At 46.0% G+C, this 13,120-nt stretch carries 15 protein-coding genes and 6 tRNA genes; 5 read left to right on the top strand and 16 right to left on the bottom strand.

Annotated features, from left to right (window positions below; genetic code table 11):
* Window positions 1-206: 206 nt before the first annotated feature.
* The 8 genes from FD09_RS15060 to FD09_RS15025 all read right to left on the bottom strand — a co-directional run bounded on the left by FD09_RS15060 (window position 207) and on the right by FD09_RS15025 (window position 7,359).
* The gene (locus FD09_RS15060) at window positions 207-647 is read right to left on the bottom strand and encodes a Fur family transcriptional regulator (protein ID WP_057822514.1); all 441 of its coding nucleotides are present in this window, start codon (window positions 645-647) and stop codon (window positions 207-209) included.
* 23 nt (window positions 648-670) lie between these two features.
* A complete protein-coding gene (locus FD09_RS15055; RefSeq protein WP_083488006.1) occupies window positions 671-2,851 on the bottom strand; it encodes an LTA synthase family protein in 2,181 nt (726 codons plus the stop codon).
* A gap of 221 nt (window positions 2,852-3,072) precedes the next feature.
* Window positions 3,073-3,306: a YkuJ family protein gene (locus FD09_RS15050; protein WP_057822513.1), complete on the bottom strand. Its 234-nt coding sequence runs from the start codon at window positions 3,304-3,306 to the stop codon at window positions 3,073-3,075.
* Between the two features lie 79 nt (window positions 3,307-3,385).
* Window positions 3,386-4,414 carry a lysylphosphatidylglycerol synthase transmembrane domain-containing protein gene (locus tag FD09_RS15045; RefSeq protein ID WP_057822512.1) on the bottom strand — a complete coding sequence of 343 codons (1,029 nt, stop codon included), beginning with the start codon at window positions 4,412-4,414 and terminating at the stop codon, window positions 3,386-3,388.
* Window positions 4,411-5,457 carry a glycosyltransferase family 4 protein gene (locus tag FD09_RS15040; RefSeq protein WP_057822511.1) on the bottom strand — a complete coding sequence of 349 codons (1,047 nt, stop codon included), beginning with the start codon at window positions 5,455-5,457 and terminating at the stop codon, window positions 4,411-4,413. Before FD09_RS15040 ends, FD09_RS15045 begins: the two co-directional genes overlap by 4 nt.
* Entirely contained in the window at window positions 5,454-6,641 is a 1,188-nt protein-coding gene (locus FD09_RS15035; RefSeq protein ID WP_057822510.1) for a glycosyltransferase family 4 protein, read from the bottom strand. The genes FD09_RS15040 and FD09_RS15035 overlap by 4 nt, the downstream gene beginning before the upstream one ends.
* Window positions 6,642-6,720: 79 nt before the next feature.
* Window positions 6,721-6,966, bottom strand: a complete 246-nt coding sequence (locus FD09_RS15030) for a GlsB/YeaQ/YmgE family stress response membrane protein (protein WP_057822509.1) — start codon at window positions 6,964-6,966, stop codon at window positions 6,721-6,723.
* Between the two features lie 183 nt (window positions 6,967-7,149).
* Window positions 7,150-7,359, bottom strand: a complete 210-nt coding sequence (locus tag FD09_RS15025; protein ID WP_057822508.1) for a hypothetical protein — start codon at window positions 7,357-7,359, stop codon at window positions 7,150-7,152.
* Between the two features lie 143 nt (window positions 7,360-7,502).
* On the opposite strand from FD09_RS15025, the gene FD09_RS15020 reads away from it, so the two are divergent.
* Both FD09_RS15020 and FD09_RS15015 read left to right on the top strand, forming a co-directional pair.
* On the top strand, window positions 7,503-8,291 hold the full coding sequence (locus tag FD09_RS15020; RefSeq protein ID WP_083488005.1) for a DUF975 family protein: 789 nt from the start codon (window positions 7,503-7,505) through the stop codon (window positions 8,289-8,291).
* 85 nt (window positions 8,292-8,376) lie between these two features.
* Window positions 8,377-9,132, top strand: coding sequence for a DUF975 family protein (locus FD09_RS15015; RefSeq protein ID WP_057822506.1), 756 nt, complete (start codon window positions 8,377-8,379; stop codon window positions 9,130-9,132).
* Window positions 9,133-9,172: 40 nt separating this feature from the next.
* Here the strand turns inward: FD09_RS15015 and FD09_RS15010 are convergent, their stop codons facing one another.
* Window positions 9,173-9,760 carry a DNA-3-methyladenine glycosylase I gene (locus FD09_RS15010; protein WP_057822505.1) on the bottom strand — a complete coding sequence of 196 codons (588 nt, stop codon included), beginning with the start codon at window positions 9,758-9,760 and terminating at the stop codon, window positions 9,173-9,175.
* Between the two features lie 138 nt (window positions 9,761-9,898).
* Here FD09_RS15010 and FD09_RS15005 point away from each other — a divergent pair, with 138 nt between their 5' ends.
* The 3 genes from FD09_RS15005 to FD09_RS14995 all read left to right on the top strand — a co-directional run bounded on the left by FD09_RS15005 (window position 9,899) and on the right by FD09_RS14995 (window position 11,718).
* Window positions 9,899-10,423, top strand: coding sequence for a DUF4179 domain-containing protein (locus FD09_RS15005; RefSeq protein ID WP_057822504.1), 525 nt, complete (start codon window positions 9,899-9,901; stop codon window positions 10,421-10,423).
* Window positions 10,424-10,552: 129 nt separating this feature from the next.
* Window positions 10,553-11,344, top strand: coding sequence for an ion channel (locus FD09_RS15000; RefSeq protein WP_057822503.1), 792 nt, complete (start codon window positions 10,553-10,555; stop codon window positions 11,342-11,344).
* A 59-nt stretch (window positions 11,345-11,403) separates the two neighbouring features.
* Complete coding sequence (locus FD09_RS14995) at window positions 11,404-11,718, top strand: hypothetical protein (protein WP_057822502.1); 315 nt, start codon at window positions 11,404-11,406, stop codon at window positions 11,716-11,718.
* Between the two features lie 92 nt (window positions 11,719-11,810).
* Here the strand turns inward: FD09_RS14995 and FD09_RS14990 are convergent, their stop codons facing one another.
* The 7 genes from FD09_RS14990 to FD09_RS14960 form a co-directional block, all read right to left on the bottom strand.
* Window positions 11,811-12,092: a YrdB family protein gene (locus FD09_RS14990; protein ID WP_057822501.1), complete on the bottom strand. Its 282-nt coding sequence runs from the start codon at window positions 12,090-12,092 to the stop codon at window positions 11,811-11,813.
* A 351-nt stretch (window positions 12,093-12,443) separates the two neighbouring features.
* Window positions 12,444-12,528: transfer RNA gene (locus FD09_RS14985), tRNA-Leu, on the bottom strand.
* 54 nt (window positions 12,529-12,582) lie between these two features.
* A tRNA-Cys gene (locus tag FD09_RS14980) sits at window positions 12,583-12,653 on the bottom strand.
* A 66-nt stretch (window positions 12,654-12,719) separates the two neighbouring features.
* Window positions 12,720-12,791, bottom strand: a tRNA-Gln gene (locus tag FD09_RS14975).
* A 6-nt stretch (window positions 12,792-12,797) separates the two neighbouring features.
* Window positions 12,798-12,870: transfer RNA gene (locus tag FD09_RS14970), tRNA-His, on the bottom strand.
* A gap of 57 nt (window positions 12,871-12,927) precedes the next feature.
* Window positions 12,928-13,000 (bottom strand) — tRNA-His (locus FD09_RS14965).
* A gap of 20 nt (window positions 13,001-13,020) precedes the next feature.
* Window positions 13,021-13,091: transfer RNA gene (locus FD09_RS14960), tRNA-Trp, on the bottom strand.
* Window positions 13,092-13,120: the final 29 nt, after the last annotated feature.

Genomic DNA, 13,120 nt, shown 5'->3' with positions numbered 1-13,120 from the left:
CAACACCCTTTTTACAAAAAATTGACACCAGTTTCATGAAACACGAACTAAAAAAGTGATGCCCTAGCGTTTGTTAGCAAACTGCTCAACAGAAAGCGTATGCCAAAGGCTCCATCGCAGGCAAGGGCCAATAATAACAAACAAAAATCATCAAAAATTTTTTAAAGAAAAAGCACCGGCACTTAGCCGATGCTCAAATTTAAAAATTAACGTCCCGCAGCTGATTTCTTCTGGCAGTCAGGACAAATACCATACACTTCGATTCGATGTGCCGTCACCTTAAAATCAGTGGCGTTCTCGGTGATCGTGTCGATCTCATTCAATCCTGGGTAATACACATCAAAGATTTTACCGCAAACCTGACAAATAGCGTGGTAATGAGCGGTCTCAATGTAATCAAACCGAGACGAATTATCCCCATAAGGCAGCTCCTGAATGATCCCCAGTCCCGTCAACGTGCGCAGATTGTTGTACACGGTGGCCACGCTCATATTGGGGAAACGATCGGATAGATGCTGATAAATTGCATCCGCACTGGGATGGGTATCTGTTCCCATCAAAAAACTGAGGATTGCTTCCCATTGCGGCGTCACCCGGGTATGAGACTTTTTCAATAAATCACTGGCGCTGAGCGGTTCAATGGCCATTAACTCACCCTCTCAATCAAAACTTACTTACTGCTCGAACTGGCGCTTGACGACGATGAAGAATCGCTATCTGAGGAAGATGAACTGCTGGCATTGGCCTGACTATAGTCACTGCTGGCCAGTTCCTCGCTGTAGTTACTCGCGTTCTTCAACTCGGGCGCATCCGTCTTATACAGATTGAGTAAAGACTTATCATTGTTCTTCTGGAACATACTGGTGGGTGATTCCTTCTGCAACTTCTTCAACAGAGCATCACCCTTCTTACGATTATAATTATAGTCGCTCTTGACCACTTTCTTAAACCAATCTGGCTTATAGAAGCGCAGCAAATCGCCAGTAATCACTTTATCGGAGAAGGACAACTGCGTCTGGACATGGTTATTAATCTTCTCCACATCCTGTTTCTGCGCATCTGTGAGCTTAAGCTGTTTGCCATCTTGGGTGTTGTAATACGTACTGCCCACCTTGGTATACTGCGGGGTCACAAAATCACCATTACGGAACGGCACAATTTGATTGCGATTATCCGCCAATAAATCCTGACCGAATTGAACCGTGTCCGTATTTTGGACTCCCGCCAGATCAAGAATTGTTGGCAACGCATCAATTTCACCGCCGTATGTGGTCTTCACACCGCCTTGCAGCCCGTCCATATGAATCATGAACGGCACCCGCTGATACATGGCATTTTCATAGTTGCCAAAGTTCTCTTTCCCAGTGAGCTTCGCCATGGCTTTCTTATGGTTGGCAGAAATACCGTAATGATCGCCGTAGAAGACCACCATCGTATTCTTTTCCATCCCAGAATCTTTGAGCCAAGCCATAAATTCACCGATGGACTGATCCAAATAATGCGCCGTTTGCACATAGCCATCCACGGTATTATCACCGGTATCAGTCTTGGGAATCGTCTGATTGGCCTTGTCCAAAGGGTATGGATAGTGATTCGTGACCGTAATCAATTTGGCATAAAACGGCTGAGGTAAACGTTGCAGATAATTTGCTGACTCCATCATGAAGATCTTATCCTTCATGCCGTAGTTTTCCATGTAGCTGGCCTTCTTCGGCAGATAATTTGTGCTGAAGAAGAAGTCGTACCCCCAAGACTTATACGTGTTTTCCCGATTCCAGAAGGAGGGCACGTCGCCATGGAAAGCGGCCGTCGTGTACCCCTTTTGGTCCAGAATAGCCGGGGCAGCCTGGAATGTATTAGTTGTCCCATATTGCACCATAGCAGGCCCTTCAGGCAATCCAAATAGTGAATTTTCCATCATCATTTCGGCATCAGCGGTTTTCCCTGTACCAACTTGATGGAAAAAGTTAGAAAACGAAAGGGTATTATTGTCGTGATAAATCTTGTTCAGGTTGGGAGTCACTTCCTGACCATCCCACTTGAAATCAATCAAGAACTGCTGGAACGATTCCAAGTGAATTACAATAATGTTTTTACCCTTAGCCTTGCCGAAATATTGTGAATTAGGCGCCAATCGAGAGGTCTTGAGATACTTCAGCACACTCTTCATATCTGAGCTGTCAGCCTTGGCTCGCACAGCACTGGTTTGTGCCGCTTTGACACTGTCATAGACCGAATAGGCGTTAAGCCCTAGATACTTAACAATGTAATTGTTATCGAAAGTCCGAGTCAGCAATCCTGACCGGTCATTTTGAGCCATACTCAGGTTCAAACCAAATAGTGCCAATGCAAAAGCCGTCACAGTCATGGCATAGCGCAATTTCAATGGTCGAATATCGACCCGAATCACTTTGAAGGCCAGCAACAGGATCAAAACTGCCACATCCAGAAAAACTAGAAAGTCACTGCCCTTAACAATGCCCATAATGCTGCCGCCCAAGTTGTTGGAGACAGCCCCTGAGCCTTTGATCAAGTTGATCCCTAGGAAATCAGAGAATTCACGGTAATAGAGTACATTGGCGAATAGCCATATCGACGTGAGCAAATCAATGATCACCATGACGATATATGACTTGCGCCCCTTTAAATACAACGCAACGCCAAATAACAGTATTGTCGTCGGCAAAGGATTCAGCATCAGCAGTAAAAACTGCATGCTGCCTTTGACCCCCAGATTGAACTTTGTGGTGTATGCATACACCGTTTTCGCCCAAAAAAGCACGACCGCCAGCAGGAAAAAGCCCCACCGAGAATTTAAAAAGCGACGTGTCGCTTGTAATGCGTTTTTCATGACGACCTCCACTGCTAAAATTTATATTTAAGAAACGCACAAACCATAGTCTGTCAAAATTTTAACCGAACTAATGCAAAAACTCAACGCATATGCCCAATCTTGCGGGATGTTAACCCAATCTTTAGTGTCGAAATCGACCCATTTGACAACTTCACGATACAAAAAAACTGGAACGGCGTTCTGTTCCAGTTGTAACTCTGCGGATTTCAGCCACTTGCTTAATCGTACAGCAGGTCGTAGATTTCCATGGCAACTAAATCAATGTTGTCAAATTGGAATGATTGGTGCTGATCGAATTCTTCCAAGGAAAAAGAATCAGATGCAGGATCATACGTGACCGCACATTTCTCAACACCGTCGATTTCAAAACGACGGGTGGTTTCTTCCTGGCTGTCTTCCTTGATCATGGCGTCCAGGCGGTTAATGATCGCGACTAATTGTGAGCTTTCCATGCCCATGCCCCTTTCAGTTCAGGCTTCATTGTCAGTGAAACAAAAAGCACGGCTATTGTGGAGAAAAAAGTGTAATCTTTTAGTCTTTATTATCCAGTTGTTTCTCTTTGTGCGCCGGCACGGCCAACATAACCACACCGGAGAACATCCCCACATAATATGTGATGAACCGCCACAACAGCATTCCCAGCACAAGCTGGGAAGCGTTGGGCAAGAAAGTCGAGAACAACGTCCGGAAACTGTATTCCGCACCACCAGTCCCCCCAGGTATCGGGAAGATGGAGGTGATCATGACGATCATCACATGCATCGACATGACATTAAACAAGTTGGCGTGAAATTGACCAAGCGCCAATAAGATGAAGTACGGAATACTGTAGTAAAACAGCAATTGAATCAAAGTCAAAATCACTGCTTTGATCATGCGGGTCTTTTCTTTCTTAAGCTGCTGCCCTTCTTCGTAAAAGGTATCAATTTTGCGATCCAGATTTTTCATGATGCTTTGATACCGCTCTGCCGACACAAACCAGCTGACCGGTTTCATCACGATTTGCAATAGCCGCTTGGTGAACCGATACCAGAACATGATCATCAGCAATGTCGCGATTGTCACTAGATGGGTCACAAAGCCCAGTAAAATCAGCCAAGCAATACCTGAAAAGCGCTCTGCGACATAGGAAAAGCCCACGAACATCGTCAAAACAAAATTCACGAGTACCGCCATCTGATAAATGACAAATTTCATCAGCAGCAGAGAACTGGCCTTCCCAGCCTCCACCCCCGATTGCATCATAGCAATCAATTCTGCTGGTTGGCCACCAGAAGAAAACGGCGTAATACTGTTAAACAACTGTTCGATGAACGGAATGCGCACGGCATTGTGGTAACTCAGATGGGTATGTCCATCATTGGTGAGCACCTGCATGATCACTCCCTCAATACATAACTGGAAGATCATGATGAATACAGCAAACAGCAGCCACCACCAGTTCATCTGGAGCAAATCATGCCAAAAATGAACCATGTTGACCGAACGTAATTCAAATACCAAGATACCCATACTGAGTATGAGCATGATGAAAAAAGCAAACTTGTTTTTGCGACTCATGATGTCCTTCTTCGTGGGCGTTGGCCAAGTTTCGCCTGGGTCGTATAAAATTGATGCCAAATGTTTGCCAACCGATCCTCCGAATAATAGGCGGAAGCCGCATTCGCTGCTGCTCGCCATGGGCTTAATTGGCTTGGATCGTTGACAAATTGTTCCAATTGTCGCGCCATCTCCTGTTCATTGGCAGCAGGCACATAACGATTGTTGATGATGGCGTGGTACAACGACAAATCCCGCAGCATCACTGGCACACCGCACGCATAAGCTTCCAAGACGGACATCGGGAATAGCTCGTCAAAAGAGGGTAGCAAAAAAAGATCTGCGACGTTATAGTAATCCCGCATCTTGTCTCGGGGAATGATGCCAGTAAAAGTCAGATTTGCAGGCGGATTGTCAATAGCTCTTTTAAAATCATCATAGCCGTCTGTCAAGCGGCCGAAAGAAAAGCCGCCCGCCCAAATGAATTTCACGTTCGGGTGATCCTTCGCCAGCTGGATGAAATCCTTGACGCCCTTGCGTTCTTGCACCTGGCCGTTGCCAAACACGACAAAATCATCTGGTGAAATTTTTAATTGCGCCCGTAACGTCATTTTCTCTGCTGGTGTATACGCATAAAAAGCCTCTTTGGAAACGAAGTTAGGAATATATTCCACCGTGCTGGCAGGAATCCCGTAATCCGCTAGCTTAGGAATAAAACTCGGGTTAACCACCACCAGTTGATCCATCGACTTGTAAAAGGCAATTACATATTTATAAAACACCTCATCCGCGGGAAAGGGAATCGATAAGGAACCCTTGAGCGTTTCCGGAAGAAAATGCACGTATCCAATTCGCCGCCCACGTTTTTTAGCGTGCATGGTTAAAAAAAATTGGGGATCAATCGTATGATAATGGCTGATGTCAGAGGCACTGTAGTCATTGACACGGATATCAAACTCATTTGGAAAATGGTGTGTCAGCATGCCCATTAACTCAGTATATGCACTACCGACGCCCTGTCCCGCGACCTTGGTCGCCGAGGAAAACATGTGGATCTTGATCATTCAAAAAACTCCCCGTCTTTGTCTTCGTCATAGACCATGGATGCGTAATGAACCTCTGCGGTCCGGTAAAAGGACAATACTTGCTCACCAAAATGATCAGCTGAAATATCATACAATTTACGCTGCCGAATCGTTTCATCATCAAAAGCGTGGGGATGCTGTAAGTACTCCACCGCCGCCTTGACCATCCCGGCCGTACTAGTGAACGTGATCCCTAACGACGGATCGTCCAGTAAATGTTCTGTATACTCACCCGCCACGACAACTACCTTCAGGTCAGCAGCCAGCGCTTCAATATAGGTCAAACCCTGGGACTCTGTGTCAGATGCTGAGATTAAAACATTAGCCGCATGATAGTAGTCCTGCACCCGATGATGCGGCACCTGACCAGTAAAGAGTACATGGTCTGCAATCCCCAATGCTTTGGCTTGATCTTGCAGATCTTCCAACGCAGGGCCATCCCCGACGATCATCAATACCGCCTTGGGTACTTGCGCTAAAATTTGCGGGAAGGCCGATAAAACAACATCAATCTTTTTTTCGTAAGCCACCCGACTTAATGACAGAAGAATTGGTGTGTCAGCGGCCAAATGCCATTCGCTGCGTACGTCCGTGGTCGGTTGATGCTCGTATTGAGCCAGATCAACTCCGGTAGGAATTACCCGCATGGGAATTTTAATACCGTAGCTGGTTAACGAAGCCAGCGTTTTATCACTGGGGCAAATGACGCCGTTCATATTTGCCAAAAATGCCCGCATGTATTGTTTGACATGGTAAGGGCGTAAAAGCTTTCCGTTCAGCACATAATGCAGATAATTTTCATACATGGTGTGATATGTGTGGACTGCCGGCACGTTCAGCTGTTTGGCCACATATTTGCCAAGCAGCCCCAATGAAAACTCTGTTTGAGTATGCACAATGTCCAGCTTCAAATCTTTGGCCACTTCCACACCCTTAATGAAACCGCCGACTGCAATGCGTCGGTCGGTAAACGATACAAAGGGGATACTGCTGAAGCGAAAAACATTGGGCTCCACCGCGTCCTTTGCCACATGCGGGTCCGTAGTTGTAAAAATGTACACGGAATTGCCCCGTTTTTCGAGGTTTGTGGCCAATGTTTTAATGGACGTCGCTACCCCGCTCACTTGCGGGAAGTAGCTGTCCGTAAACAACCCAATGTTCAATGAAAAGGCCTCCAGTCAAATATTGTCAATTCTACGATACCATGAAAAGACAATGAGCGGAACCGTTTAGACTGTCTGCCTAGTCCCGACCAACGAAAAACGACACAACTGCGACGACAATGACCGCCCCAATGACTGCTGGAAACACTGCCATACCGGCGACATGCCAGCCCCAATGGCCAAACAACGCCTGGCCAACGCCGGCACCTAACAATCCTGCAAGAATGTTTGTTACGCATCCCATCCGGTTGCCCCGTCCGGTAATACCGCCGGCAATGGCACCAATGACCGCACCGACGATCAAGACCCAGATCCAATGAAACATGATGCATCCCTCTTCCACTCAATATTCAATTCCACAGTGGCTTGCCACTTGATAAACACATTATACCAACGCTGTTTTCAGCAAAGATGGCACCAAAGACTGAAATATCGTTAGGACCCCCAATTAAAAATCCCCACGGGTATTTATCACCGCATGGATTGTTTCAACAATCATATTGCTTGTTTACAGCCAGCCTTCATCGACAAGTTGATGGTTGGGATTCATCGCCAGCCAGAGCCGCGAATTTTGAATCCGCCGTAAAATTCTTAAATACAATGGGTCCGCCTGCTGCTGAGATGTGAGGAACACCTGAGTGACGTGGCCATCTTCTTCAACACCATAAATGGTATTACCTTGAATTGAAACAATTCTAACTGGGATACGTTGTGTCATGGTTACTCACCTCGATTACTTGATTATCTATAGCATACCGACCAATTATCACGAATTAGTCTGTATTTAGTGAAGATTTCACGATGACTGATAACGTTTTTCTTAAGTCGGCCATTGTAGAATGACCAATCCTCCGGTACAGTATGGAGAAAAGGAAGGCGATTACGATGGACTCTATGGAAAGAATCCGCTTAAAAACAGCAGCCAAGAAGAGGCTGCAGGGGCATCTGGGTGAGGCATCACTCATTGGTGTCCTGCCTTTGGTCATTGCCGCCGTTGTCATTTGGGTCGTTTCAGTGATCTTGACCCAAATAAACCAAGTGGCCACGGCCAACTCATTGGCCTGGCAAATTTTTTGGCCATTCACTGGCAATGATCAACTGACGGTCGCAGACTATGCCATCAGTGTGTTGCGCAATGCCATCAGCACCAGCACCGCCCTGGGTTTCCTCACTTGGTGGCGGGGCAAACCAATCTCCGGCAGCCCGCTTAAACGTGGGTTAATTGCCTTTACACCCCGCTACGTCGGTGGTCTAACCATCATTTTTATCATCAATACCCTATTGAATGATGTCCTTCTTATTCCGATGCAGTCCAAAAACTTTTTGCTCCTGCTCGTACTCCTTGTTCTGGCCATTTTCCTAGCCGTTGTGCAACTGGGGCTATCGCAATCTTTCTATATCTACATGGACCTGCGGGATAACGGTACTGGCGGCATTTGGCGGGCGTTAGTGCTTAGCTGGCAACTAATGTCGGGCTTTAAATGGTTCCTGTTCGTGTTACAGCTGAGTTTCATCGGCTGGACGATCCTAGAATTGTTTGTCATTCCGATTTTCTATGCGATTCCCTATCAGCAGCTTACTTATGCCCTCTTTTACGAGCGATTGCGGGAAATTAAGCCGGAACTTGTCCCTGACCGCAACGTTCACTGACGTACCGCCAGTTTTTCGGCATCTAATTATGGTAAGTTAGTAATGGAAGCAAATGCAGCATTCGCTGTAAGGAGGATTAACATATATGTATATTGATCGATCTGAAATAAAGCAGGAAGCAAAAAAACGTCTGCGCGGACATATCGGTGAGGGTTTTATAATTGGGATCTTGCCCATTCTCTTGGTCGCCGTGAGCATGGTTATCGTGACTATTGCATGGCAAGGCGGATCACAAGTGGACACCGGGGTGTCTAGCACGGTCTCGTCATTCAACTTAGGTAATGGGACAACCGTGGAAGCAATCATTACCTCAGTCGTTTCTGGAATCCTCCAAGTGAGTACGAGTCTAGGGTTCCTCACTTGGTTGCGGCAGCGACCGGCTAACCAAAGCCCATTAGTCCGTGGATTAACCGCCTTTCAGCCAAATTATTTCTTTGGCATTTTGACCATTTTCGCATTGAGCACTATTCTCTACAATGTGCCTGCTATGGTCCAAGCCCTTAACCCAAAGGGCGATTCCTTGCTCTCCATTATTTACATTGTGCTGCTTATCGTGATGATCGTAATCCAGTTGGGGCTCTCACAGGTTTACTACGTTTATTTGGATCTTAAAGACACTCACACCGGTGGTATCATTGATGCCTTCCGCTACAGTTGGCAATTGATGTCTGGCTTCAAGGGGCAATATTTCATTTTAGAACTAAGTTTTATTGGATGGGACTTACTGGGTTTGTTAGTCATTCCCCTGATTTGGGTTATGCCCTACCAGAGAATCACCTACGCGGCCTTCTATGAAAAGGTCAAAGCCTACAAACAAATCCTGCCCACAGCCGCTAAATGATCGCGTCACAAAAATGCCACCCCTGCGGATGGCATTTTTTTCACTCAAATTTTGGCTGCAGCCGGCTGGTTTCCCGGAAACAGCAGCAGTCAACCAAGTGATCATTGACGATTCCGCACCCTTCAAGCCACGAATAGACAATCTTTGGCCCGACAAACGAAAATCCCTGTTTCTTCATATCCTTACCGATACGTTCCGCCAGTGGTGTTGTGGTGGGCACCTCCGCGGCATGATGATAATGGCCTACAATCGGCTGTCCGTGGACATAGGACCAGACCAGCGTGGTTAAAGTCTCTCCCTGAGTGTGCAGTTGCTGAATAGCTCGAGCATTTTGAATGATTGCTCTAATTTTACGGCGATTGCGAATAATTTCTGCATTCTGTAGCAATGCCTGTTCTTGAACTGAATCAAACCGCGCTACTTGATCGATATCAAAATTGGCGAAAGCAGTCTTAAACGCAGAGCGCTTATTCAATACCGTTTGCCAGCTGAGACCCGCCTGCATAATCTCTAATGACAATAATTCAAACAATGCCCGTTCATTCGTTTGGGGTCTACCCCATTCGCGATCATGATACGCCAACATTAATTCATTACCACTTAGGGCCCAAGCACAACGATTCGTCATGACACCACTCCTTACGTTAGATATATTATGCAAAAAGGTTGCGATTTGTGCAATTCCGCGCAGCATTCTGTAGTGCTCAATACGGTCATGTTATAATGGGGTGCATTTTCAGAGCTGTATACGAAAGAAGGTACTTATTTGGAAACATCACGCAACCAACGTCTGCATCCCAAGAAGAAACGGCGTTGGGTAAAAATATTAATCGGTTTTCTGATCGTACTTGTTGTGGCGATCGGCTTAGTCATTGCTTTCCCTTTCCAGGCCAATAACGGTCTGCGTACTATCATGGGTGGTCGCGATACGCCAGTGGATAACGCGGCCAAAGGACAAATTATCAAGAAGTTGGACGACACAAAAAATGGTGACGCCGTCCACGATCAAATCATTGACCAAGCAGTATCGCACCTGCAAAACACTTCCATGCAGCAAGTCATGAGTGCTGCCAACTCTTCTGGCGCAGCAGCCAAATTGATTCAGGATAACACTGGTTTATCCGCTACCCAGGCACAAACGGTCAGCAAATTCGTTTTTGAACACCCAGAATTCACCAGTCTGCGCACTGCCGTGGCCAATGGTAACTGGCTGCAGGCTTATCAGGAATACCAGAACCTTTCTAGCGATGGGAACATCAATCAACTCAAGAGCGATATTCAGGGCCAATAATGCCCCTTTGACGACCACTCAGTATGTGCTGGGTGGTTTTTATCTGCGTGAAACCATTAAACATTCATTCTTAGGTACCCGTTTTTCCATGTTAAAATGAACTCTGATTTAGCACTTTGGGAGGAAATCATGGTATCTGGAAAAAAGCATCACTTTTTAGCGCTACTGCGAAAATACTACACACTTCTTTTTGCGCTCTTAGCCATTATATCCATCGTACTCATTGTGGCTGACTATATGGACATCATCAATATTGATCGCTGGCCATATGCTGGATTAGACAACGGCATTTTAATTGTTTTCGCATTGGATTATGCCGTGCGCTTCTCTTCGGCACAACACAAATGGTCTTTCTTCAAACACAACTTGATTGACTTGTTGGCAATTATCCCGTTCAACTATGCCTTCTCGTTTTTTCGATTCGCTCGTATATTCCGGTTAGTCCGTATGACTCGACTGTTACGGCTGACCCGATTGGCACGTTTAGCTGGAATTTTTGCAGTGCTCAATCAAAAGGGACATAAATTTCTCCGCGCAAACGGGCTAATCTATTATCTCTGGTTATCCTTAGCGCTGATCCTCTTTGGTGCGGGCATATACTCGCTCACTGAAGGGACCAGTTATGGCAATTCTATTTGGTGGGCTGTTGTTACCGCCACGACGGTCGGCTACGGTGATATTTCACCGACTACTGTTCTTGGTCGGATTGCCGCAGTCATTCTTATGTTTAACGGTATTGGACTCATCAGTGCACTGACCAGTGCTGTAACATCCTTTTTGGCCAGCGAGTCTCCTGTTAACGACACGTCACCTGCGGACGAAATTCGCAAATTTTACTCTCTAAAACAGGATGGCATCATCACAGATGAAGAATTCGAAACACAGAAGGAACATTTTCTTCAGCAATCAACCAAAATCTGAATACCGGTCTCGAATCCTTATAACTGTTAAAATGGAAACATCAAGGTGGTGATTAAGAATTGGATACGGACGAACTGAAGCAATACATCGAAGAAAACAGCAGTATCAAAACTGCCTTCATGGAAAAAACAATGGCCCAGTTGAACAAAATAAACGAGGAGCGTAGTCCTGCCATTCGTCAAAACAATGCAGAATTACAACATCAGGCTGACAGAATGTTTGATTCGTTTGTGGATAATATCTATCAAAAGATTCTCTCTGGCACCCCACTCACAGAATCTGATTCTGCCAAACAATGGGCATCAGTCATTGAGGAGGCAGAAATCCTCGACAATCTTGAGGAATCAATCGCAGACAGTGATTTTGACGAATAAACAGGTTTCTTGCTCCGAAAAATAGCACGCCGTCCAGCAATCGCTGAACGGCTTTTTCGACGCTTGTTTTGTTTATGTAGAATACTCCAGATCTAGCGCACACCATGCGTCAACGCGATACTCAGTGCTGCCAAAATGCCATAAGTTACTGCTAAACGCGGGTGTCCGGTCATCACAGTTACCATTACAACACTGCCAAAAAGAACAACTTCCGCAATCAAACGATACCCTTCTGGCCACCGTAGTGGTGATCTGGGTGCCATCCAACGGCCCCAAAACCATAAGACTATGGCCGGAATTAATATGCCAGTAATTAATTTCTGGCCAATCGTAGGGGAACACCACCCCTCCCATACCAACAATCCAATCGTCATTAATTCGATTTATTTGGTTATCCGTTTCCACTGGCAAAAGTGGGGCACGGTGTCTGCTGTACCGACATGTGCAAACCGATTAAGACCGCCACAGCATTGATGCTTCCTGAATGCCATCAAATCGCGCCATAGGCCAATCCCGGCTCACAGACTGAAACCACCTGACGATCTAGTCTTACCGGCTTAGAGGAAGCGTCACCGACTTATAAGGGCGGGAACAAAGAACTGAAGCAAACCATGAATTTCAAAGACCACATTCATCCGTCACCGCTTCTAAAACACCAAAATTGCGTCATATCAACGTTCAAAACAGGATAAAAAAAGAGAGAAACCGAAGTTTCTCTCAAGTTATACCGGTGATCGGGGTCGAACCGATACGCCCTCAACGGGCACGGGATTTTGAGTCCCGCGCGTCTGCCAATTCCGCCACACCGGCATGCTATTAAAATGTTGCCTAATACCCCATAGAGGTATTCGCCTTTTAAGGCAAAGGCGGTAACCGGATTTGAACCGGTGATGAAGGTTTTGCAGACCTCTGCCTTACCACTTGGCTATACCGCCACCAAGGAATCAAATCCTCAAATATCTTACCAGATTATAAACGCTGTGGCAACAAGATATTTGATATTGGGATAGCTGGATTCGAACCAGCGCATGATGGAGTCAAAGTCCATTGCCTTACCGCTTGGCTATATCCCAGTAAAGGGCGGTATGTGGGTCTCGAACCCACGCATGCCGGTACCACAAACCGGTGTGTTAACCACTTCACCAATACCGCCATGAAGCTAATTGTTGCCATTAGTAGTTGGATCGAACAAATCGACTCAATACTCAGGGCGGTATGTGGGAATCGAACCCACGCATGTCGGTACCACAAACCGATGTGTTAACCACTTCACCAATACCGCCGAAACTACTCATGGAACAACAGGGATAGTAGGAATTGAACCCACACCGACGGTTTTGGAGACCGTAGTTCTACCTTTAAACTATATCCCTATTATGGAGGAGAAAGGATTCGAACCTTT

It is taken from the genome of Schleiferilactobacillus perolens DSM 12744, from assembly GCF_001435585.1.
Classification (GTDB): Bacteria; Bacillota; Bacilli; order Lactobacillales; family Lactobacillaceae; genus Schleiferilactobacillus; species Schleiferilactobacillus perolens.
Note: the sequence above shows the minus strand (reverse complement) of the source record. Positions and strands in the feature narration are given on the sequence as shown.